General features: G+C 40.4%; 14 protein-coding genes. 9 read left to right on the top strand and 5 right to left on the bottom strand.

Annotated features, from left to right (window positions below; translation table 11 throughout):
- The first annotated feature begins 75 nt into the window (after positions 1 to 75).
- Together AACH28_RS13565 and AACH28_RS13560 are read left to right on the top strand one after the other, a co-directional pair.
- Positions 76 to 1,266, top strand: a complete 1,191-nt coding sequence (locus AACH28_RS13565) for a serine hydrolase (protein WP_075990859.1) — start codon at positions 76 to 78, stop codon at positions 1,264 to 1,266.
- Between the two features lie 128 nt (positions 1,267 to 1,394).
- Entirely contained in the window at positions 1,395 to 1,754 is a 360-nt protein-coding gene (locus AACH28_RS13560; RefSeq protein ID WP_341830728.1) for a CoA-binding protein, read from the top strand.
- Here the strand turns inward: AACH28_RS13560 and AACH28_RS13555 are convergent.
- The 3 genes from AACH28_RS13555 to AACH28_RS13545 all read right to left on the bottom strand — a co-directional run bounded on the left by AACH28_RS13555 (position 1,751) and on the right by AACH28_RS13545 (position 7,835).
- Positions 1,751 to 3,001, bottom strand: a complete 1,251-nt coding sequence (locus tag AACH28_RS13555; RefSeq protein WP_075990861.1) for an ROK family transcriptional regulator — start codon at positions 2,999 to 3,001, stop codon at positions 1,751 to 1,753. The two genes, AACH28_RS13560 and AACH28_RS13555, sit on opposite strands and share 4 nt — an antisense overlap.
- Before the next feature lie 151 nt (positions 3,002 to 3,152).
- Positions 3,153 to 6,554, bottom strand: coding sequence for a family 16 glycoside hydrolase (locus AACH28_RS13550; RefSeq protein ID WP_341830727.1), 3,402 nt, complete (start codon positions 6,552 to 6,554; stop codon positions 3,153 to 3,155).
- 12 nt (positions 6,555 to 6,566) lie between these two features.
- Complete coding sequence (locus tag AACH28_RS13545) at positions 6,567 to 7,835, bottom strand: Gfo/Idh/MocA family oxidoreductase (protein WP_341830726.1); 1,269 nt, start codon at positions 7,833 to 7,835, stop codon at positions 6,567 to 6,569.
- A gap of 384 nt (positions 7,836 to 8,219) precedes the next feature.
- Between AACH28_RS13545 and AACH28_RS13540 the strand changes: the two genes are divergently transcribed.
- Both AACH28_RS13540 and AACH28_RS13535 read left to right on the top strand, forming a co-directional pair.
- A complete protein-coding gene (locus tag AACH28_RS13540) occupies positions 8,220 to 10,361 on the top strand; it encodes a glycosyl hydrolase family 95 catalytic domain-containing protein (RefSeq protein WP_341830725.1) in 2,142 nt (713 codons plus the stop codon).
- A 165-nt stretch (positions 10,362 to 10,526) separates the two neighbouring features.
- Complete coding sequence (locus AACH28_RS13535; RefSeq protein ID WP_341830724.1) at positions 10,527 to 11,774, top strand: glycoside hydrolase family 88 protein; 1,248 nt, start codon at positions 10,527 to 10,529, stop codon at positions 11,772 to 11,774.
- Between the two features lie 195 nt (positions 11,775 to 11,969).
- Here AACH28_RS13535 and AACH28_RS13530 read toward each other — a convergent pair whose 3' ends face one another.
- Positions 11,970 to 12,509: a helix-turn-helix domain-containing protein gene (locus tag AACH28_RS13530; RefSeq protein WP_341830723.1), complete on the bottom strand. Its 540-nt coding sequence runs from the start codon at positions 12,507 to 12,509 to the stop codon at positions 11,970 to 11,972.
- 24 nt (positions 12,510 to 12,533) lie between these two features.
- Complete coding sequence (locus AACH28_RS13525) at positions 12,534 to 15,845, bottom strand: ATP-binding protein (RefSeq protein WP_341830722.1); 3,312 nt, start codon at positions 15,843 to 15,845, stop codon at positions 12,534 to 12,536.
- Between the two features lie 136 nt (positions 15,846 to 15,981).
- Here AACH28_RS13525 and AACH28_RS13520 point away from each other — a divergent pair, with 136 nt between their 5' ends.
- From AACH28_RS13520 to AACH28_RS13500, 5 genes are all read left to right on the top strand, one after another.
- Positions 15,982 to 19,263, top strand: coding sequence for a TonB-dependent receptor (locus AACH28_RS13520; protein ID WP_341830721.1), 3,282 nt, complete (start codon positions 15,982 to 15,984; stop codon positions 19,261 to 19,263).
- Between the two features lie 13 nt (positions 19,264 to 19,276).
- Entirely contained in the window at positions 19,277 to 19,543 is a 267-nt protein-coding gene (locus tag AACH28_RS13515; protein ID WP_341830720.1) for a hypothetical protein, read from the top strand.
- Positions 19,543 to 21,036: a RagB/SusD family nutrient uptake outer membrane protein gene (locus AACH28_RS13510; protein WP_341830719.1), complete on the top strand. Its 1,494-nt coding sequence runs from the start codon at positions 19,543 to 19,545 to the stop codon at positions 21,034 to 21,036. Before AACH28_RS13515 ends, AACH28_RS13510 begins: the two co-directional genes overlap by 1 nt.
- Positions 21,037 to 21,202: 166 nt before the next feature.
- Entirely contained in the window at positions 21,203 to 22,471 is a 1,269-nt protein-coding gene (locus tag AACH28_RS13505) for a DUF2264 domain-containing protein (RefSeq protein ID WP_341830718.1), read from the top strand.
- 42 nt (positions 22,472 to 22,513) lie between these two features.
- Complete coding sequence (locus AACH28_RS13500) at positions 22,514 to 23,788, top strand: glycoside hydrolase family 88 protein (protein WP_088160085.1); 1,275 nt, start codon at positions 22,514 to 22,516, stop codon at positions 23,786 to 23,788.
- The last annotated feature ends 162 nt before the right edge of the window (positions 23,789 to 23,950 follow it).

Below are 23,950 nucleotides of genomic sequence, written 5' to 3'. Positions count from 1 at the left end.
TTTAGGACACAGGAAATAGGGGGTATTTATTGATATACAATACAGAAAACACAAAAATCCGGGAGACTTAGTATAGTGAAATTATTTTTTTTAAAGGGAATGGTCGCTCTTTTGTTTGTATCTACAGTGGCTTGTAGTTCAAAAGAGAAAAAACAGAAGGAAGCAGCGATAGCGCAGGCAAAAGTGGATAGCACAAGGCTCGTCTATAATCCAAATAATGCAGATCAGAAGATCGATGCTTTTATGAAGAATCTTCATTCAAAAGCTGCATTCAATGGGAATGTTCTTGTTGCGAAAGATGGTAAAATCTTATATCAGAATACATTCGGCTGGGCCAATTACTTAAAACGGGATAGTCTAAAAATTGATGACAAATTTGAACTCGCTTCCGTTTCTAAACCGCTTACAGCTGTCGGAATTTTAAAGTTAGTAGAGGCAGGAAAGTTACGTCTCGATCAAACGATCAATGACTTCTATCCGGATTTTCCTTATCCTGGTATTACCATAAAAATGTTATTGACACACCGTTCGGGATTACCTAATTATGTTTATTTTTCCGAGGAACATTGGCCTGATCGTAAGAAAGGAATGACGAATCAGGATGTGATGAAAATGCTGACTGAATTTAAACCCAATCGCTATGGTGCGCCAGGAGGGCGTTTCTTTTACAATAACTCCAACTTTATGGTCTTAGGGGCCATTATTGAAAAGATATCAAAGCAAGATTACGCTACGTATATGAAAGACAGCGTATTTAATGTTGCAGGAATGACAAATACAGCTGCACTTTCTAAGGCAGTGTATGATAAAATTCCGACTAACGTTATTGGACATGACAAGGTATGGCGAAGATCGGTCGTGCAAAATTTTCAGGATGGACCGCTTGGTGACAAAGGAATTTATAGTACGGTGCGTGACCTTTATCGTTTTGATCTTGCTTTGAGAGATGGACGATTGTTAAAGCAGTCAACATTGGATTCGGCATACCGAGGATATCCGGATGCCAAAAAGGGAATTTTTAGCTATGGTTATGGTTGGCGTACGTTTGAGCATGGTAATGATCATATCGTATACCATACAGGTTGGTGGCACGGTTTTAGACATATTTATGTAAGAGATTTAAAGAGAAACATAGTTATTGTTTTACTTTCTAATATGACAAATGGAAGCTTGGTCAAATTGGACGAGCTTTATAAAATCATGGGAATGCCAGTATTGCGTAAAAATGCGTATAGCAACCATGGTGATTTTATCATCGATGAGTAATTTTTGAGCGATGCTACTTTGAGAATTTAGATTATCTTCTTTATCCTATTGTAACGAGAAGGCAAAGAAGATAATCTACATGCCCTGAGTATGCATGCAACAGGTAAACACAAAAGATATAAAAAGGGATGAAAAAAACATTGATTTTAGGTGCTAGTGCCAATCCTTCACGTTATTCGAATAAAGCTGCAAATATGTTGCATAAACATGGGCATGCTATCGTTAATATTGGCTTGAGTGGAGGGGAAGCCGCCGGAGTTCCTATTGAAAAGAAAGGTGATATCCATACAGATATTGATACTGTGACAATGTATCTTAGTGAGCCTAATCAGAAAGAATATTACGATTATATATTAGCGACGAAGCCAAAACGAATAATATTTAATCCTGGTGCGGAGAATGCAGAATTGGAACAGCTCGCTATGGAGCACGGTATTAAGACAGAAAGAGCCTGTACTCTTGTCTTGTTGAGTACAGGGCAGTTTTAGATTTTGGATTTATGAAGCAATTCAACCGATAGGTACTTCGTGATAAAATAATTTGTCAGACCCACGGTATTGCTGTCGAGATTTAGACTTGACACTTTTATGTCACAATGTTCCTTCAAAATGGCCATGGTATAGGAATTTATGGCTTGTTGTATCGGAATCGTGATCAATTCATTTGCTTTTGCAATTTTTCCACCCAACACGATCAATTCGGGATTGAGTAGCTGTATTAAAGATGCAAATGCTTTTCCTAGGTTTGTTCCTAGTTTTGAAATCTGATTTATTGCAAATTGATCACCCTTGTTTGCCGCTTCAATAATATGTGTCGGTGTTAAATGTTGTAATTCATCGGGTTGTAATTCATTTAATTTAGTCAGCTCTCCTTTTTGGATTTCCTGTTTAGCATTGTTGACCAAAGCAATCCCGGAAGCTACGGTTTCCAAACAGCCTCTTTTCCCACAATAGCAAAGTTCGCCGTTGTCGATAAAGGGCATATGTCCTACTTCGCCGGAGTAGCCATCACGGCCTAGGTAGACTTCGCCATTGGACACGATTCCTAAACCTATCCCCCAATCCATTAGGATAATTAAACTGTTTTTTGTGTTTTTTGCCAATCCAAATTTCAATTCAGCATAAGCTGCGCCTTTGACGTCATTCAGAATGAAGACCGGTTTTTTATATATGCGCTCAAAATAGTTTGTTATGGATTGATTGTCGTCATGTAAAAAAGTCTCGTTAGTACCTTCTTCAGCATTGATTAGTCCTGGCATGCCAATAATAATCCCTGTTAGGTTCTCAGTATCAACTGATTTATCGATAAGATATTGATCAACGATTTGTGTGATAGCGGCTAGATTTTCTCCATTTCGAGATAATTCATTATCCAGCTCAACAGTTTCAGCAATAATGTTCTGGTTGTTGTCCATTATGCTCAGTGTGATGGAGAAACGTTGGAGTTCAATCGATAGCACCTGAAACAATCCATCACATAGCTTATATAAATTGGGTTTACGTCCACCAATAGATTCTCCTTTGTCAAATTGACGGATAAAATCATCTTCCAGCAATTCTGCAATAAGGCTATTTACCGTAGGCAGGCTTAAATAGAGGTTTTTTACAATGTCATTTACCGATACAGATCCTAATTCGGCTATTAATTTTATAATGGAGATTTTGTTGAACAGATTTTTCTTTTCAGGTTTACTCTCCAATTTTTTGTTAATCAGTAAGTTTACGGCTTTAGTCATAAAACGTCAAATTTTGAAATAGAATCCTCAGGGCTTTAATTTAGCAAAAGTTTTGGAATCATTTGGTTATTTTTCTCACTTGACAAGCAAGTGGGCTAATTAGCAAAAAGGGGATAAGATTCCTTATCCCCTCTCTACGTATAAGTTTAGACTATTTGAGTTTTTTTACTCGAATATCTTTAAAGAATACTTCGGTACCGTGTCCTAGAAACCCGATATGACCAGAGGTTCGTTTAAGCCCAGGATGTTGTTTGCCATCCAGGGTTCCATTTTTGCTTGCCTCGGCGATATCCGCATCCACGATAACCGCGCCATTCAGTGTAACTTTGATGCGATTTCCTTTCACCACGATTTCCTCGGAGTTCCATTCACCTACGGGTTTTAAATGACCTTTTTTGGCAGGAACAACTCCATAAATTGAACCGTGATATTGGTATTGCTTTAAGTCTTTATAAACATCTGCACCATCATCAAGTACCTGGATTTCCATGGCCTCATATGCGGCATCTCCCTCCAGAGGAGCGCGTATTCCCACACCATTGTTGGCACCAGGCGTTAATTTGAAGTCGAAGCGATAAATGAAGTCTGCATATTCTTCTTTTGTGTAAAGGTTTCCACCAAATTTTGCATTTGGATACACCCAGATATAACCTTCATCGTTGACAACATAAGCTTGGTTTTCTGTCCACTTGTCGAGGTTTGTTCCATCAAAAAGTACTTCAAAACCTTCTTTTTTCTCTTGATCGCTCAATTTAAAGATTTGTTTTCTTGGGAATTCCTTGATAAAAAGATCTCTATAATAAACAACTGAACCATGCGCTTGTAACTCAATTTGTTCGGTAGGGAAAATTGATTGGTTTCTATCCCAATAGTTTTCAAGAGGAATATTATCGGTTACTAACTGTCCATTTAACCAAACTGTGACTTTATCGTCTACCATTTTGATTTTAAATGTATTCCATTCGCCAGTAGCATTGTCGGCAACCTTCAACGGTTTGCTTTCATTTTTCTGGTTGTTATATAATCCGCCAGAGCCAACTTGGGCGCCGACTCTTGTATTCGCAATATCCCAAATTTGTACTTGGGGAGTACCTCTCAAGTAGATACCGGCATCACCTTCTATACCGCCATAGTTTTCCAATTTCCAGTCTACCAGCATTTCAAAATCGCCATATTTCTTTACGGTCGCCAGATTATCGCCTTTACCACTGAAGGCAATTTCACCATTGGATGCTGTCCAACCTTTGCGCATGATATCGTCGGCTTTAGCTTGTTCTGCTGCTAAAGTTTTCTCGTTCATTTTACTGCGTTTGATCGGATCTGCTACCAAACCTTTCCAGCCACTTAGGTCTTTACCATTGAACATCGAAACATAACCTTCTTTGATCGGCATTTCAGCGAGATAGCGAACAACAGCTTCCTTAAGGTATCCACTTTCACTACCCGACAATTTACCGATTACCTGTTCAAGAACCTCTCTAACCTTTTTGCCATAGAACTTGTTGTCCATTGCAATGTTCATCGCTACATTGGCCGCAGTTCCGCCAAGTTGCGCGTCGCTCATTAAATCAGCGGCAAAAACTAAAGACTGGTATGTTCCTGTAGGTTGTAACGCAGATAATGCTGCTTTTTTCTGATCTGTGGTTTTGGCAACGTTGAATGCATCTCTTAATAACAAAGTTTTCTGTTCAGGCGTATTCGAAGAAGAAGAAATTGATTTAATTAATCCTCTGTATACCGTATTGAAAAGATTATCGTCTTTTTCTGTTCGGGACAGCGATACCAATTCTGGCAGTGCGTTGGAGGTAGACCAGCTAGCCAAAGACTCAATTGCTGCGGACCGTAGACCTGTATTATTGTTGTTAAGGTATGCATTTACAGCTTTCAATGACTGGGCGTCACCAAGCCCAGCAAAAATAGGGAAATACTTAGCGGTATTAGGCGCTGCAGACTTCGCTATATTAGCTGCTAGTTGTTCTGTTAATCCCTTTGAATTTGTGCTTGACTGAACCACATTGACAATGGCACGTTGCAATAGCACGGCAGATTTATTGTCTGTTGTATTGTTTAACCTACCGAATAGTTCTTCTAAGTCCGATTCCTGAGCGACATTTGGGAGTGCTTTGTTGATCGCTTCTTCGACAGCAGGGTTTGCACTCTTTATGGCTAGTACAGCTTTGGATGATGCATTGTTGGAACGTTTACTTAAAATATCCAGCAATTGAATCTTTTTGTCGTCGTCTACAGTGGCAAGTGCATTGTTGACATCAGTAACGACATTTGCATCTTTCGATGAAAGGATCAATGCTTTTACCGAATTGTTAAATTGTTGATCAGCGTTGAGCGCCTGGATTAAGGTATTGGTTTCTTTACCCTGAGATAGTGTATTTAGTGCACTTAATCCAGCTAATTTAGTTACGGGAGACTGTGTTTTATTTACTAATGCCTGGATTAGTTTTAAGCTGCTTGCCGAACCATTGTGGGCTAAGTAGTTCAATACACTTTCTTGCACTTCAGGAGTACCCTTGCTTGCTTTAGCAAGCAAGCTTTTTGCGTCGGCGCCTTTTCCATATTTTCCGAGTAATTGTAATGCAATGTTACGGTAAGCACCATTATCGCTCTTAACAGCTGCTAACAAATTCTTTTGTTGTTTCGCTGGGTCGATGGTTGTCAATAATTTAAGCGATGCAATTTGGCCGTTGATCGATTTTGCTTTTTGTGATTCCTGGAAAAACTTGTTTAGGAACTTAACCGCATCTTGGTCGTGTTTATTGTCGATCAATGCTTGAGCATAGTCGATACCAAGTCCTACTGCATCCAATTTGTCATAGCTATAGCCGGCGGCATTTAGTTTTTCCTGGAATAGCGATTCAGAAGCTGTGCCCCCGATTTTGCTCAGCGCGATCAATGCTGTTCGTTGGAAACCATCCGAATTATATTTTTGCGTTAATCCTAAAATGGCACTTTCAGCATTTTTATCTTTTAGATCTCCGAGTGCTGTAACCAGGGCAATGGCAGTTTTCTCTGTTGTGGATGCTGCTAAAGCTTTTTCTAAGGCTGCTGTCGATTCAGGGGTACGAATAGATACTAGGGTTCTCGCTGCTGCATCGGCGAGATAATCGTTTGTCAAACAATTAGCGACAGCTGGTATAGCTGTATTATCGGCGCATTGACGTAACAGGCGTAGGGCAAAGACCTGATTTGTTGGTTCACTCAATTGCGCTATGGATTTTGCCAATCCTTCAACGAAAACTCTTTTTTGTTGTTCTTTACCAGGCTGATTTACATAGAACGAATAGCTGTTTGCCGCAAATTCTATCGGAGCATTGTTGCTACCTGGTGCTTTAAGTCCTTTGAGGAACGTAACGACGTCATCAGAAGAAAAACCTCCCAGCTCATGCATGGCAAGTAAAAACTTTTCTTTTTCTTCAGCCGGCTGTTGTGCCAATACGTCTGCTATTTTAGTTGCAGTCGTTCTATTTTGTGGTTGCTGAGCGTAGGTTGCACTAGATATAAGAAGCAATACGGTCAGCGAATTGAATATTCTTTTCATTGGGATATCTTTTTAAATAGACCAAGGGCCTCTCATTGGTTGGTGAATTAATCTATTTGCGGCGTCGTCATTAATAAATAGCTCATTTTGGGAGTCATATTTTAGTGATCTGTTCAGTCGCAATGCTGCTAATCCCATATTGACCAAGGTACAAGAACGGTGTCCATTGATCTCATTCAGTGCAAACTTTTCTCTTGTGCGAACGGATTCCAAGAAGTCAGTAATCTGTGGTGCAGGTTCAGGGTACTGTGCAAGTTTTCTTTCCAAATCTGGTATATCTGATTGGAATCCTCGATATAATTTACCTTTTGGACCTTCAATATAGGCTGCCTTTTCATCTTTTGCTTCACCGTCTAAAATGATCTGACAACCATCGGCATAGGTAAATGTAATTCGTCTCCATGTGCCCACGGCATCCGGATGTTGCTGCGGAGCATCAACGTCGACGGTAATCGGACTTTCGTTGTCTTTACCTAAGAAGTATTGAACAGGATCCATATAATGTTGCCCCATATCTCCTAGACCGCCACCATCATAATCCCAATATCCTCTAAAAGTGGTATGCACGCGGTGTTTATTGTAAGGCTTAAATGGCGCCGGACCTAACCAAAAATCGTAGTCAAGTTCAGCCGGTACTTTCTCCTCTGGTAAATTTTCCTTTCCTACCCAATAGAACTTCCAGTCAAAGCCGGTATGTTTGCTTATTGTAACTTTCAAAGGCCAACCTAACATGCCAGTATCAACTAATTTTTTGATTTTGCTTACTGGAACATTCATTCCATAAAAATCATCCTTGAAACGAAACCAGGTATTTAAACGGAAGATATTGCCATGTTGTGCAATGGCTTCTTTCACTTTTTTACCCTCACCGATAGTACGTGTCATTGGTTTTTCACACCAGATATCTTTTCCTGCTTTTGCCGCTTCAATGGACATTAGTCCATGCCAATGTGGCGGAGTAGCAATATGCACAATATCTACTTCCGGAGATTTAATCAACTCCCTAAAGTCATAGTATTCCTTCACACCACCGCCTAAGTCTGCTTGTGCTGCCGCTAGATGGGTTTTGTCCACATCACAAATGGCTACTGTTTTAGTTCCGGCGTAGCCAAAGTGCCCACGGCCCATATTGCCGACACCAATTACACCTTTGGTTAGATGGTCGCTCGGAGCAAGATAGCCCTGTCCTCCGAGTACAAAGCGTGGTACAATAGAAAATGCCGCAGCACCGACCACGGATTTTTTTATGAAATCACGCCTTGATGAATTCTGTTCTTTCATTTTGGTTGGATTAGTTGTTTTATAATTGATCCACTATTAGGCTGTTAAAAATAACGGCATTGGATATTTAATCTTAAAAATAGATAAAAAACTGATAAATGTAAACTGATAACTAAAATTTTACGTATTGTTTATTTGTGTTTTGTTAAAAAATAACAAAAGAATACTGTTGAATTCATTTCTTTCATATATAGCTACCTCATTATTGCCTATGCTGTGTTGTTTTATCTACTAAATTGTTACATTTCAGAGAGGTAGCTATTCGATGTGATGGACAGAGAAGAGCTTGAATCTAGGTTTTCCTCAATCGTTTTCGTAAAAGAGGCTTGATTTCAGGAGAATAATCCAGCATCTTTATGGTCGCTCTGATAGCATTAAATCCTAATGATGAATCTAAGAATACTGTTTTTATTCGTTTGCATCCTATGCCAGCCATTTTTGGGGGCAGCACAATTTAGAATTCCCGCACTGGGGTATACCATTTATGAAGGTGTGTTTACTGGAAATGGTCTCCTGGGAACGATGACTTACTTAGCCGGTAAGAATTCGATGCGTGTGGATATTGGAAGAACTGATATTTATGATCATCGAGCGAATTCGGCCGATAAATTGTTTGATCAGGCGCGTATGTCGTTAGGTCATTTTGAAATAGAATTTGAACGCCCGATTGTGCAGGCACAAGGAGAAATTCATTTAAAAGATGCCTATGCTGAGGTGAAAGTCGGCACAGACCAAGGGATGGTGAGAATTCGGACGACCACCTTATCAAATGACAACATTATTTTGCTAGAGGTATTTAAAAAAGATTTTAACGGGAATTACCATCTTACATGGAAACCCGACGAAGCCATCAGCCCAAGGATGGGATTCAGCTATACGCAAAAACCGAAAAACTATCCGACAAATCCAAAAGGAAGTTTTGGCACCCAAGGCGAAATAAAATATTTTGATCAGCCTCTTCTAGCCGGGGGAGGGTATGTGACGGCTTATTGTGGCAGATCCGGCAAAGAAGTGGATACCTATTTAATTACCGTAGATTATAACCAGCAGGGAACCGCTTATGTCAAAAAGGCGATCAATTATGTTCAGAATTTTAAAGAACAAAAGTTAACGAAGGGACTGGCGTCCCATCGCAAGTGGTGGACAGACTATTTTACAGCATCTACACTGGAGCTGCCAGATACGGTTTACCAGCAGTTTTATGATATGCAACTGTATAAGCTTGCCAGTGCAACAAGGTCAGATAAACCCGCTATGGATTTACAGGGGCCCTGGACAAGTCCAACTCCGTGGCCAGCGTACTGGCTTAATCTTAATATGCAACTTGCTTATTCCCCTGTTTTCAAAGCGAACCAGCTCGGTATTGCAAACTCGTTGATCCAGATGATTGATCGGAATAAAGATAATTTAAGACAAAATGTTCCCGAGCCTTATCGCTATAACAGTTTGGCTGTAGGTCGCTCCTCGGGGCCAAGCTTATGGAGTCCTGTTCTTCTGGCAAAAAAATTTTCATTGGATGCGGCTTCCGATGGTGAAAAGGAGCTAGGTAATCTCGTATGGCTGTTGCATAGTTATTATCAATATTATCGAGCGACCCTGTCGCAGGAAGTATATGATCGCTTATTTCCGCTACTGAAGGAAGCGATAAATTATCATTTGCACTTATTGGAAAAGAATCAAGCAGGAAAATACCATATCGGTGTGAAAACCTATTCACCAGAATATTCAAAAGGGTATGCTTATGATACAAATTATGATCTTTCTATTTTCAAATGGGGGCTCAAGACGCTTATTGAGCTGGATCAAGAAAGAGGCGGCAAGGATAAACTTCATGCTGTCTGGAAAGACGTATTGGCCAACTTGATTGATTATCCACAAGATGTCGATGGCTTTATGATCGCAAAAGATCTACCCTATGACGAATCGCATCGTCACTATTCGCATCTAATGATGATTTATCCTTTTTACGATATAAACTGGGATCAGGTAAATAATCAAGCTCTTATTGAGCGCTCTATTGCACATTGGCAGAGCAAAAAGCAATGGTTGCAGGGCTATTCATTTACGGGGGCTGCCTCTATGTATGCCATGATGGGAAGAGGAGACTCGGCTTTGGCTTCGCTGGATGTGCTATTGCAGAAATATATTAAAGCCAATACACTATATGCTGAAAGCGGTCCGGTGATAGAAACCCCACTGGCAGCGATGGCCAGTATTCAAGAATTGTGTATGCAGTATTGGAATGGTGTATTACGCGTGTTTCCTGCTATTCCTCATAAATGGAAGGATGTTTCCTTTACCAATTTTTTGACAGATGGTGGAAATCTCGTATCAGCAGAGCGGAAAAATGGAAAAACGGCCAACATCCGGATCAAAAGTCAATATGGAGGTCGTCTACGTTTAAAATCCGATATCGGAATACCAGAGGTAAAGATACAGGGAAAAGGTACGTTTGATATAAGGAGAGATGGAACAATTGATCTGAAGCTTGATAAGGGAGCAATCGCTTTGATTAATGTACATTGATAAAAGTAAGTTAAAGAAATTACGTTGAAACTGAATATTCAAGCTCCTTGAGCCAATTGCTTAATATTCCTCGATCAATTGAAATAAAGAAAAAGAGCGGATTATTTAGGTATAGAATTAAAGCGCTAATGCGCTGACCAAATAAAAATAAAAGAATAGAAAATAATGAAATTAAAACAACTTTCCGTGTTATTATTGGCCATTTTGGGTACTTCGACTGTCGTTCAGGCGCAAACGGCAAAACCGAATCTATCCAAAGCGTTTATTCAGCAGCAGCTAGATGCTGCAGCGAAGCAAATAAAAGTCCTGGTGAACGAAACTCCGACAGAGAAGTTTCCAAAAACTTTCGAAAATGGCAAAGAGGTATTTTCTTCGTCGAGCTGGTGGTGTTCGGGGTTTTATCCAGGGACATTGTTGTATTTATATGAAGGCACCAAAGATGAAGGGTTATTAAAGAAAGCAACCGAGAAATTGACCTATCTAGAAAAAGAAAAGAACAACAAGGGCACACATGATTTAGGGTTTATGTTATTCTGTAGTTTCGGAAATGCACTTCGTCTCACGGGCGATACGCAAAAGTATGGACCAGTACTCAGCACCGGTGCGAATTCCTTAGCATCTCGCTATAGTCCCATTACCAAAACGATCCGTTCTTGGGATCACGGATCATGGCAGTATCCGGTTATAATCGATAATATGATGAATCTGGAGTTTTTGACACAGGTGTCTAAAATGACTGGAGATAAAAAATTCTATGATATTGCGGTATCTCATGCTGAAACAACTTTGAAAAATCACTTTAGAAAAGATTATAGTTCATACCATGTGATCGATTATGATAAAAACACAGGCAAGGCCATTGGTAAAAAGACCCATCAGGGCGCATTTGATGAATCGGCGTGGTCAAGAGGGCAGGGATGGGCGCTGTATGGTTATACCATGATGTATCGCGAGACAAAGAAGAAAGAATTTTTGAAGCAGGCCCAGCAAATCGCAAAGTATATCTTAAGCAATCCGAATTTGCCTGCTGATTTGGTTCCTTACTGGGATTTTGATAAAGACAAAATTGCACAGTCAGATAAAATGTATCCGAATAAGGATCTGCGGGATGTGTCTGCGGCGGCATTATATGCATCTGCTTTGTTAGAACTCTCACAATATACAAAAGGGAGCGAAGCTTTGAATTATTTTGAAAAAGCAGAAACTATTCTTAAAAATCTGTCGAAAGCACCTTATATGGCACCTTATGGTCAAAATGGAGGTTATATATTACAACATAGCGTTGGAGCGCTACCGTTGAATTCGGAAATCGATGTGCCTTTGACCTATGCCGATTACTATTATGTGGAGGCCCTGGTCCGATATCAACGCTTATTGGCGGGCGAACCAATGATCAAAGAGATTGCTAAATAAGGCTGTCAACAGCTAAAAGCTTATTTTAGTGGGATCAGATCGTTTAAAAAATGATTTGTTTTAAGTAAGATTCGAACTTGATTAAAAGCGCAGTTAAAGCTAAAAGACAGAGGTGGCTACGCCACCTCTGTCTTTTTATTGGCTCTTACGGAGTTTATTGGATTTTATAGAGACCACAATTCGATATAGCAGGGTTTAGCTACTTTGGTTAGACGTCGCGGTCTGTTCCGATGGATTGTATCCAAACTGTTTTTTAAATTCCTTGCTGAAGTATTTTCTGTCGGAAAAGCCCACGGTATAAGCCACTTCACTGATATTCATGGTCGATGTCAGTAATTCTCTCGCTTTGTTTAACCTATACGTTTTGACATAATTGTTGAGTGACAAATTGGATATGGCCTTCAACTTGCGATAGAGAATTGGTGCGCTCATTCCCATTGTACGCGATATATAATTAACATCAAAGCCAGCTGACTGGATATTAGCTTCGATCAATTCATTTAGGGATAAGATGAATTGTGCATCAAGCTCATTGTCGAATGAAGCTGTTTTGACCTGAAATTCTCTACTCTTTTTCTGGCTGATAGCCAGGAGATTTTGAGCAGAAAGGAATAGCTGTTTATTGTCGAAGGGTTTTGTTAAATAGATATTTGCACCGTGTTCCAGGGCTAAGGTTTGTGAATGGGTGTCTGTTACGGCAGTCAACAAAATGAACGGAATATGGCTTGTCGCCATATTTGTTTTAATAGCTCGGCAGAGTTAAGCACCATCCATATAAGGCATCATTAGATCCGAAATAATCAGATCAGGGATATATTCCAATGCCTTGGGAAGAGCCTCTTCACCATTACCTGCTGTAATGACTGTGTAGGTATCCTGAAATAGATTGACAACTGTTGCTAACAATTCTTTATTGTCTTCTACAATTAAAATCGTTTGTTGCAAGGAAGTGTCGAATGTGCCTAGTCTGTGTATGCTAATGTCTTCTGTTTCTTTTGCAAGGATATCTACCGCTTGCGGCTCTATTTTCTCGCCAGCTTGTTTCGGTAGGTTTATGGTAAATATTGTCCATTTTCCTTTTTCATCCTCCTTCGAAAAACAACGAATGTCTCCGTTGTGTTGCTGCACAATTTGTTTGGTAAGTGCCAATCCAATGCCTGTGCCGATTGCATCATTAGCTTGTTCTTCACGATAGTATTCTTCAAATATTTTGAACTGATTGCCTGTGGCAATACCAATGCCATTATCAACTATGTTTATGGAAAATGAGTCATCGCTTTCGATCAGCTCAAGGTAAACCGTACCATATTCGGGTGTATATTTGATGGCATTGGATAGTAGATTAAACATCACTTTATCAAACTGCAGGGTATCAATGGATTGTAATCCTACTGCGTCCAACTGACGTATATAATAGTTGAGATGTTTTGTTTTGGCAAGGTCATTCAGTAGGTAGAACGTGTCTTCTATGTATTCTCTAAAAGAGATGTCGGTTTTCTTCAGTACAAAGTGTTTGTCATCGAATTTTTTAAAGTCCAGCAGCTCGTTGATAACACCAAGGAGCTTACTGGCATTCTTTTTTATCCGTTTTACTTTGTTTTGTGTAGAAGTCAGATTGGCCGTTTCGGAAATAATTTCGTCTAATGGAGCTGTAATCAAAGTCAACGGTGTGCGAATTTCGTGCGATATCTGTGTAAAGAATTTTATTTTCTTTTCCTGTTCCCGTTCTGAATTGATCAACATCTCACGTTCGACAACAAACTTGATGACAAAATGTACACCCAAGGTAAACAAGCCGGCATACAACAGATAGGCCCACCAGGTTCTCCAAAAGGGAGGTTTAATATCGATATTGATCCGTAGGGGTATACTGCTCCAAATGCCATCGTTGTTACTGGCGAATATGGTCAAAGTATGCATTCCGACTGGAATATTGGTATATCGTATTGACGGAGTACTTGTTTCAACCCAATCCTTGTCAAAGCCATCAAGCTTATATCGGTATCTATTCTTTTGTGGTTTGATGAAATTAGAACCTGAGAAATTAATCGTAACAAAGTTTTCATCATGTCGGAGTTTGAGCTGATAGCTGTTGTGATCGGTCGTTTTCTGAAGCCGTCCGTAGTTCAAGGGTGTCTCTTCGAGAAAGATATTTCGGAAAAGTACCTCGGGGATAGTCTGATTGAAAGTTATTGTTCGGGTATCCATGGCAACTACACCATTGAGTGTTGTGACGAATAGTGTTCCTGTTTTGCTGGCAAAGACTTTGGCTCCAAGTAGATTTTTGACCGGTAAACCGTCATATTGACTCAGGAGGTAGCTATGTTTTGTTTTGGGATTATAGCATATTAATCCATTTTTACTGGTAAGCCATACCTGATTGTTCACAAAGATGGGCCAGCCTAGCGAATTGTTCGGAAAGCGAGAGACCTTGGTTAATTGATCATGCTGATCAAAATGATATAAGTATTCTTTGGATGTCAGCCAGATGTCCCCGTTCGGATGAACATAAAACCCACCTAGCGTTAATGTATCCAGCTGTTTTATTGGGTTTATGTTTGATTCATTCGGTTTTTTGCGAAAAAGTGTACCTCCTCTGAGAAAATAAGTCTGCTGTTTATTGTCCGCTTGGATATCATCAATTGTACCTGTTTTTAATGCAGCGTTATACGCTGCAGGTTTTCCAGGATCGACGATGTAAAGCCCTTTATTGGTTCCGAGGTAAATGCGATGTACGGGATCGACGTAAATGCTATAAATATTGTTTTTGAGATTCAAGACATCTTTTTCCAGGTAAAAGTGTTGTGTGTTTCCAGATTGTGCATCGATAATGGAGTAGCCCCCGCCATACTGTGCCGCATAAATTTTGTTATCTCTAACATATAGATCCTTGATCAGGTTTGACCGGGTCAATTTTGACAAAGGAGAGGTCGTTTCTGTTCTTTTGTCAATTTTGTTGATTCCCTCTTCCTCCGTTCCTATCCAATAGGCATTGTCTGATTCGGCGAAGCTACCGGTGATATCACTATTGAGGCTGAGACCAGGACGCGAACGTGTTGAGTAATGCTGTATGGGGATCAGTTCGGGGTAGATGGCATTGATTCCGCCGAAATAAGTTCCTATCCAGGTGATCTGTTGTCGATCAATAAAAATATCATAGATTGAATTTTGACTCAATGAGTTTTTGACGGAGGTATTATGTTTATAGTTTAAGAAATGTGGTGCCCCATTAAAGATGGAGAGTCCTTTTAATGTACCGATCAGCAGGTCTCCCTGTTTAGTTGGGACAATTTTCCGGATGTTATTGCTGAGCAGATTGCTATTTGTTTCTGTTAAGTTATTCCATTTTTTATCAGCGAAGTTATATTGGAATATTCCATGCAATTTTGTGCCAACCCACAGGATGTTTTTATGGAGATATAGGGCACAGAAAATACGTTCTTTTAAAGGGAGCGCAGGCAGTATCAGATTCTGGATATGGAGGACCTGATTATTTTGCAATGAAAAAGATTCTATGCCATTGTAACTGGCTATTATATAGTTGTTGGGGCTAGTTTGAATAATGGATTGCACCCGCGGACGGTCAAGAATTTTCTTGAGATTGTAGGTGCCAGCTGTCGGGACAGCCTGATAGAGTCCTTTGTCAGTGCACAAAAATATCTGGTCTGAAAGAAACTGAATGTCGGTAACAGCAATTTTTTCCTGAAAAGGTTTTCCCTGTTTAAATACGGCTTTACGTTTGTCGATGTCGAAAATAAATAACTGCGTTGCTGTAGCAATAAAAAGGGCATTATTTGCGTTGATGGCAATCTTGTTAATGTAATCTACCTTTTTAAATACCGTATCCTGTACGAGGATATTGGTGATATTTTGGGAGTCATAGACAAAAAGGTTGGCTCCGCCACCGAACCACAGTTTACCTTGTTTATCTTGAGCAATTGTTAATACCGCCTGTTTATCCAATACGTTCTCCTGGCTCAGTGTCTCAAATTTCAGATTCTGGGCATGACCAATGGAAATGATGGATATCAGCAGTAAAAAATGTCTCGATAAAATAGGTAGTATGCTCATGGTTATGGGGTATTTGTGTCAAATTTAAGATTTTACCCCCAAATATTTATGAATTTCACCCCTCTTAATTTGCTTATAGACTCATCTTTGACCTATTAAACAACCAATTTTTATTATAAAACTAATTTCCTAAAGTATGGCAAAGTTTTACAAAGTTGGACTGTCTGCTATGATGATGTTTACTGTGGGTGCGAGTATGGCACAACAGAAAATTTCAATTACGGGGCGGATTACAGACTGTCAAGGAGCACCTTTATCGGGTGTAACGATTCGAGAAAAGGGTGGAAGTGTTTCTACTTCTACAAATGCAAACGGTACCTATTCATTGTCAGTTGGCTCCAATGCAACAATTGTCGTTTCCTATATCGGTTATCAAAATCAGGAAGTTGTTGTCAATGGACGTAATGTCGTCAATGTAACTATGGATGGTACAAGTGCTGCCATTGATGAAGTTGTAGTCGTGGGGTACGGACAACAGAAGAAGGCGAAATTGTTAGGGTCGGTTGCGACGATTGATGGCAAGAAGCTTGAAAGTAGAGCGGTAACGAACGTATCTTCGGCACTTTCGGGGCTTGCAGCCGGTGTCCAAGTCAAAGTCGGTAATGGTAAGCCTGGTAGTGATGGAGCAACCATTCGCGTACGCGGTACAGGTACCATGAACAATAATGATGCTCTTGTCATTATTGACGGTATTCAGGGGGTAATGGATGCAGTAAATCCGGAAGATATTGAAACAATATCAGTATTAAAAGACGCGTCTTCGGCAGCTATCTATGGTGCGCGGGCCGCGAATGGAGTTATTGTCATTACAACAAAGAAAGGAAAAGGCGGACAAGCGCCGCAAATAAAATATTCAGGTTTGTTTTCGAGAACAACGCCAAGCGCAAAGCCTGAATTTGTAAGCGATTATTTGAGACATATGAGCTTGTTTCAAGAGGCCGCAGAAAATATCGGCGAGAAAGGCCCATATACGCAAAGTGCTATTGATACCTGGACGGCGGCAAATGCTGATCCAAATGGTTTGACTGCTCAGGGCATACCAAATTATGTCGCATATCCCAATACAAACTGGGGCGATTGGATTTATGAGAATGCCTGGTTAAAAAGTCATAATGTCAGTGTTTTGGGGGGGAGTGAAAATATCCGCTACAATCTATCTAGAAGAATACAGGATAACCCTGGCATTATGCACAATACAGGGATGAAACGCTATGAAGGGCGGGTGAATCTGGAGACAGATGTTACCAACTTCCTGACCGTGGGTACACAGACATTTGTTGTTAAAGAAGAACGTTCTATGGCTTCAGATGCCAATCTGTATAATTTTTTGCGGCAAACTACACCAGGTATTTACCCAATGTATGACAGTAAGTTTGGAAGCGCTGTGCTCAGCTCCGGAGAATCATCTCAGCTGAACAATTTATTGACCTACCTTTACGATAATAAAGGAAGTAATGAACGTACACGGCTCAACGCAACCTTATTTGCAAATGTTAAACTTTGGAAGGGTTTGACATTTGAAACGAAATTTAATTACCAGAGCCGATTTGATGAAGTGAAAACCTGGTCTGATCCGTCACCACGGTATGACTTTTCAACCATGACGATTACGTCGACTCCTGTTAACCTTGCGACCTCGACGACTGGACAGTCCTATAATAAAATTTACAGAAAATCTTTTGATAACGTATTGCGTTATAACACGACGATTGGTAAACATACGATTGGTGCATTAGTTGGTCATAATGAATTTTATTACAACGATTCTGGATTTAGTGCTTCTACAAAAGGATTGATAGATGCTACCATTACTAATATCGGTACAGGAACCGAGATGAATAGCATCTCCGGCGCAGAATCTGATAACTCCATGCGTTCTTTTTTCGGTCGCTTTAGCTACGATTATGATGGGAAATATTTAGCCGAATTTAGTTTACGCCGAGATGGTTCATCAAAATTTGGTCTTGGCAAGAAATATGGTACTTTCCCTTCTGTTTCGTTAGGATATATATTGTCTAAGGAATCATTTATGAAGGCGGTAGATCCTTATTTGCAAGATATTAAAATTCGTGGATCGTGGGGTAAATTAGGGAATGATGGCGGAGACGATCTGAACGTATATGGATGGCATGGTGTGTATGGCCAGGTAGGTTATTCTTTCAACGGCGCGCAGGCTAATGGTCTTAGATTGTCACGTTTTGGCAATAACTTGTTGCAATGGGAAGATTCCGAAAATAAGGAGCTTGGATTGGAATTTGCAACATTAAACCGACGCGCATCCGTGGAACTAAGTTTATACGATCGTAAAACTTCAAATATTATTCGTACAGCGCAGATGCCAATTACTGCGGGTACTGCTAGTGCTCCCTTTTATAACCAGGCCGCTATGCGTAATAAAGGAATTGAGCTTAACCTGAACTGGCGGGATAAGATCGGGGATTTCAGTTATAACATTGGTGGTAATTTCTCGTATAATAAAAATAAAGTTATGGAATACGAGGGTAAGCTGGTTCAAGGTATGGTTGATGACGGAACGGGAAAAATGGTATGGCAGACTAATTTAGGTGATGTATCTACAGGTGGTGTAAACCGAAGACTTGAGGGATACCAGTTGGATGAATTCTATTTACGTCAAGTATATAGAGGAAATGGTAGTTATTTTAATTCCGACGGATCCGTCAATGTTAACGGTGGACCTACTACAGGGATGATCCGTACGGATCAGGATTACGAGTGGGCAAAAGCGATGAAAGCTGCTGGTTATTCTTTTGTAACCTCATCCCAAGCCATTGCGGATAGCTATGGTTCGAATGCACGGATGTATTATGGAGACTTGATCTATGCCGATCTGAACGGAGATGGTATTTATGGAAATAATGCCGACCAGTACTTTACCGGAACGTCGACAAGTCCTAAATATATCTATGGATTTAATCTCGGATTCTCTTATAAAGGTCTTGATATGTCTATGATTTGGGCAGGAGAGGCTGGAGGACAGTATTATTGGACAGATGCTGGTTATAATAACAATGTGTTGATCCTTGGTAACCAGGTAACCACTCGTATTGCAGATGACCATTATTTCTATAACCCGGCGGCACCAAATGATCCACGTACCAATCAAAATGGATATTTCCCTAGATTGAAATACGGAACTTCTGCAGAAAATATCAATAATCAGGCAAGCGATTATTGGTTGTATAATGCAAATTTTTTAAAGCTTAGAAATTTGCAAATAGGTTATACGTTTGATAAGAAACTAACTGAAAAAGTTAAAGTACGTAGTTTAAGGGTATTTTTCTCTGGAGAGAACCTATTGATGTTTACTGATTTTCCGGGGTTAGATCCAGAAGTTGGTGCAGGAGCAGAATATCCAACAATGAAACAGTTTGCTTTTGGTTTGAATATTGGATTCTAAAAAGAGAAAGATTATGAAAAATAATATAAAAAAATATAATTTGTGGAGTAAAAAAATATTGCTTAGCGTGACTCTCGGTTCAGCAACATTGTTTTCTGCTTGTCAGAAGGATTTATTGGATACAGTACCTAAAACACAGGTATTGACCAATAATATGTGGCTAACTGAAAACCTTACGGACCAAGGTGTAAATGGTGTATATCAAGGTTTGCGCCTCGGTCAGATGCTTTATGTATATGATTCCTATGTTACTCTCCATGGCCGGGATAATTCACCTTGATGAATGCAACGGCAACAAGTTCATCGGGGATTTTTTCATCCACTTGGCAAAATTTATATGAAGGTGTTCATCGGAGCAATAATGCGATCTATGGGATAGCCAATGTGTCACCAGTGGGAGCAGAGAAAAAGGCTAAATTAACTGCAGAAGTAAAATTCTTACGCGCCTATTACTATTATCGATTGAATCAGTTGTATAAAGGAGTGCCTATTTATACCGATCCAATCGAATGGGACAAAGTTGATAAACCAAGGAATACTGAACAGGAAGTTTGGAGCTTTATCATTAAAGATCTCACGGATTGTATCAACGAAGCTCAGTTACCAAATCGCTATGATAAAGGAAATGCAAACTTTGGTAGGGTGACAAAATCTGCCGCTTATGCGCTCCGTGGCAAGGCTTATATGTATACAAAAGAGTGGGCAAAAGCAATCGCTGATTTCGAACAAGTCAAAAGCTTGGGACACAGTTTATTTAGCGATTATGCATCTCTATTTAAAGGAGATAATGAACAAAGTCCGGAGATTATATTTAGTATTCAGAATATCGCATTGGCAGGATACGGTTCGGATTATCAGTTCAGATTTGGGTCGCGCTCAGCATTTGGATCCAATTGGAATACTTATTTAGTACACCCTGATGCGGCAGACCGCTATCAACGCAAAGATGGATCTAAGTTTAATTGGGACGATTACTTGCCAGGCTATAATCAGATGGCACCGGGCCAAAGGGAGGTGTTTTTCCTTCGGAATAATTTGACTGCTACTGAAATATCGAATATAGAAAAACGGACGACAAACAAGCTTGATATGTCTTTGTATTTGCCTACCGGTAATGAAGAACGCCTGAAGAAAGCCTATGAAGATCGTGATCCTAGATTAGCTAGCAATGTCATTCTACCATATTCTACATTTGTGGGAGCCAATGGTGCAACAGATCAAACCTTTACTTCTAGATGGCCATATAGACAGGAGTTTGGTGGCGTGTTTGATTTGAGGACGCATATCGTCACTGATTTTTACTACTACCCACGTAAGTTTGTTTACGAAGGTGCTAATCCAGGTATCCCAAACAGAGAAGCTGGCGCATATGATTATATCGTCATGCGTTATGCGGATATCCTTTTGTTATGGGCGGAGGCATTGAATGAGTCGAAAAAACCAGGCGAAGCTGTGCTTAAGGTAAATGAGGTCAGAAAGCGTGCAGGAGTTGGAGAGTTATCGTTAGGAATTGGTGAGCAGGATCTTCGGAAAGAAATTCGTGAAGAACGCCGTCGTGAGTTGATGTGTGAAGGTGTTATCTATTTTGATGAGTTGCGTTGGAATACATTGAAAGAAACATCCTTTTACACAGGAAACGGCATTAAGCAAGCATGGGGAGGAGTCGTTTCTCCGTATGACTGGAGAGGTGATCAGCTCTATACATGGCCAATTCCACAAGTGGAACGGGAACGAAACACAGCCTTGACACAAAATAGTGGCTGGGACGATTAAGAAATAGGAGAAGATTTTTCTGTCTCCTGTAAAGAAGTTGTTATCAATCGCTCATGCAATCGTTTGCTCGAGCGATTGATTTCTTTTTGTTTGTTTTTTTAGTTAAAATAAAGATTTTTAATGTTTTGTGTAACACTTCGATTGTGTTCGTTATAAACCAATGTCAATGAAAAGAAGACTCTTATTAAAACTATTGGGCGGTGCCGGGATGGGAGCCCTGGCGACATCTTTTGCTGGTGAAGCGAAAGCCAATGTTACCGCGTCGGAAAGAAATAATTACCGCGAGAACGATCGTGCCTATTGGGTATCTATCTTACACAAGATGGCAGCTCCCATATTGAGCAATATCAGTAAGGAACAATGGCGTAAAAATATGCCGATGGAGGTGAGCCCGACTTTTGATAGTAGGGATCCCGGCGTTGGATACCTGGAAGCCTTTGGGCGTTTGTTGGCTGGAATGGCACCTTGGCTGGAATTAGCGGATGACGCAACGGAGGAAGGTAAATTGCGTAAAAAATTACGTGACCAAGCATTATTGGGTATACAATATGGTGTAGATCCAAAATCTTCGGATTATTTTACTTGGCGAGGACCTTCATCTCAGACCCTTGTGGATGCAGCGCATCTTGCACTGGCTTTTCTGAGAGCCCCAAAAGCTTTATGGCAGCCTTTGGACCAGGCCACTAAGGAAAGAGTCGTCGAAGAGTTTAAACTATTGCGCAAAATTAAACCGAATGAGAGCAATTGGCTGCTTTTTGCGGCAATGACAGAAACATTTCTTTACAGCATAGGAGAGGAATGTGCACGGGAAAAGATCGATTATGCGGTCAATAAATTTGATCAGGAATGGTATGTGGGGGATGGCTGGTATAGTGATGGTGCCCATTTTAGTTTTGACCACTACAATGGTTATGTAATCCATTGTATGCAGGTGGAGTCACTGCGTCATAACATTTCAGCGGGAGGAAAATACAAGGAAATGTATGAGCGAGCCTATAAACGAATGCAGCGTTATGTGCATCACCTGGAACGCATGATCTCTCCGGAAGGGCATTATGTCGTTGTTGGACGCTCCTCAACTTATAAAAATGCCGCATTCCAGCCTCTAGCGACTGTTGCTCTAGAAAATAAGCTGCCCGAAGATATTTCGAAGGGTCAGGTCAGAGCCGCATTGACCACGATACTCCGCCATATTTATATTGACAAAACCTTTGCACCCTCAGGATGGCTGCGTATGGGCGTAGTGGGTGATAAACAATCCAATCTCGCAGATTACTATACAAACGCAGGCTCGATGTATGTGGCCTCTCTGTCATTCTTGCCATTGGGGTTACCGGCAGATGATGAGTTCTGGACCTGTGCTCCACAACCCTGGACTTCCCAAAAATGCTGGAATGCTGAGCAATTTCCCAAGGACTATTATGTAAGTTATTAAACGAAAAAAGAATAAAAAAGCAAAGATTAAGGACTGGATAAAATGAAGATACAACACTATATTACGGGGGCTTTAATGATCGGACTAGGAATGCAGGGAATTTCCTGTTCCAGTCAGCGAAACTTAGGGACAGTGAAATTGGGGCTTGACAAAGAATTTGTCCGTACCAATTTAGAAAATGCACACAAGCAGATCGCCTACCTCGCAGCATCGATCGATGAATCGGATATGCCTACAACCTATAAAGATGGTAAATATGTGAATTGGGGTTCAAGCTGGTGGTGTTCTGGATTTTATCCCGGTACAGTGCTCTATCTCTATGAATATACCAAAGATGAGAAGCTATTAACGGAAGCCAAAAGTAAGTTGAAGGAACTCGAGAAGGAAAAGAACAACAAGGGAACACATGATTTGGGTTTTATGTTGTACTGCAGCTTTGGTAATGCATTACGCTTGACGGGAGATTCGGCTGCTTATAAGGAAATTTTAAGTACCGGAGCAGCCTCATTGGCGACCCGTTTCCACGAAGCACCCAAAACTATCCGTTCATGGGATGGGGGCAAAAACTGGGATGGCCAGCCTTGGACTTACCCAGTGATTATTGACAACATGATGAACCTGGAGTTTCTGACGGAAGTTTCCAAAATGACAGGTGATAAGCGTTATCGTGATATTGCGGTGCAACATGCCAATACAACGATGGTCAATCACTACCGAAAAGATTACAGTTCCTACCATGTCGTGGATTACAATCCAAAGGATGGAAGCATTATTTCGAGAAAGACTGCTCAAGGTGCTTTTGATGAGTCTGCATGGGCTAGGGGACAGTCTTGGGGACTGTATGGTTATACGATGATGTACCGCGAGACCGGCGACAAGAAATATTTGGAGCAAGCTCGACATATTGCACAGTTTTATCTGAATCATCCCAATCTTCCAAAAGATCTGATACCTTATTGGGATATGGACCAGAACAAGCTTACTCCGGATAGTAAATATTATAGCCAGAAAGATCTTCGTGATGTGTCGACCGCTTCGGTGACCGCTTCGGCTTTGCTGGAACTGGCGCAATACACAACAGGTGGTGAAAGCCAGCTGTATATCTCAAAGGCTGAGCAGATGTTGCGGTCTTTATCATCTAAACCCTACAAAGCAGATTATAAAGAAGCCGGTGGCTATATTTTAAAACATAGTGTTGGTTCGATTCCACATAAAACAGAGGTTGATGTTCCTTTAACCTATGCTGATTACTATTATGTGGAGGCATTGGTTCGGTATGATCGGTTGCTCCAAGGAGAAAAGGTAATCAAGCCATAGAAACTATCATAAGTGCCTAGTCTTTGAAACAATGTTTGATTTATTGTTTCAAAGACATGATAATAATTCTATTGAATACTACAATTTTTAGAGCGAATTTTTTATTAGGTCACAATAGATCATGAACCATAAACATATATCAAATCCTGCTCCTTTGATATG

This window comes from Sphingobacterium thalpophilum, from assembly GCF_038396785.1.
GTDB classification, from domain to species: Bacteria; Bacteroidota; Bacteroidia; order Sphingobacteriales; family Sphingobacteriaceae; genus Sphingobacterium; species Sphingobacterium thalpophilum_A.
The sequence above is the reverse complement of the archived record's forward strand: the minus strand, read 5'-3'. Positions and strand labels throughout refer to the sequence as shown.

Excerpts from the sequence above, each read along its gene's own strand:
- AACH28_RS13555 (WP_075990861.1), bottom strand. The coding sequence starts at position 3,001 with ATGACTAAAGCCGTAAACTTACTGATTAACAAAAAATTGGAGAGTAAA.
- AACH28_RS13500 (WP_088160085.1), top strand. The coding sequence starts at position 22,514 with ATGAAGATACAACACTATATTACGGGGGCTTTAATGATCGGACTAGGA.
- AACH28_RS13510 (WP_341830719.1), top strand. The coding sequence starts at position 19,543 with ATGAATGCAACGGCAACAAGTTCATCGGGGATTTTTTCATCCACTTGG.
- AACH28_RS13520 (WP_341830721.1), top strand. The coding sequence starts at position 15,982 with ATGGCAAAGTTTTACAAAGTTGGACTGTCTGCTATGATGATGTTTACT.
- AACH28_RS13545 (WP_341830726.1), bottom strand. The coding sequence starts at position 7,835 with ATGAAAGAACAGAATTCATCAAGGCGTGATTTCATAAAAAAATCCGTG.
- AACH28_RS13535 (WP_341830724.1), top strand. The coding sequence starts at position 10,527 with ATGAAATTAAAACAACTTTCCGTGTTATTATTGGCCATTTTGGGTACT.
- AACH28_RS13550 (WP_341830727.1), bottom strand. The coding sequence starts at position 6,554 with ATGAAAAGAATATTCAATTCGCTGACCGTATTGCTTCTTATATCTAGT.
- AACH28_RS13525 (WP_341830722.1), bottom strand. The coding sequence starts at position 15,845 with ATGAGCATACTACCTATTTTATCGAGACATTTTTTACTGCTGATATCC.
- AACH28_RS13530 (WP_341830723.1), bottom strand. The coding sequence starts at position 12,509 with ATGGCGACAAGCCATATTCCGTTCATTTTGTTGACTGCCGTAACAGAC.
- AACH28_RS13540 (WP_341830725.1), top strand. The coding sequence starts at position 8,220 with ATGATGAATCTAAGAATACTGTTTTTATTCGTTTGCATCCTATGCCAG.
- AACH28_RS13560 (WP_341830728.1), top strand. The coding sequence starts at position 1,395 with ATGAAAAAAACATTGATTTTAGGTGCTAGTGCCAATCCTTCACGTTAT.
- AACH28_RS13505 (WP_341830718.1), top strand. The coding sequence starts at position 21,203 with ATGAAAAGAAGACTCTTATTAAAACTATTGGGCGGTGCCGGGATGGGA.
- AACH28_RS13515 (WP_341830720.1), top strand. The coding sequence starts at position 19,277 with ATGAAAAATAATATAAAAAAATATAATTTGTGGAGTAAAAAAATATTG.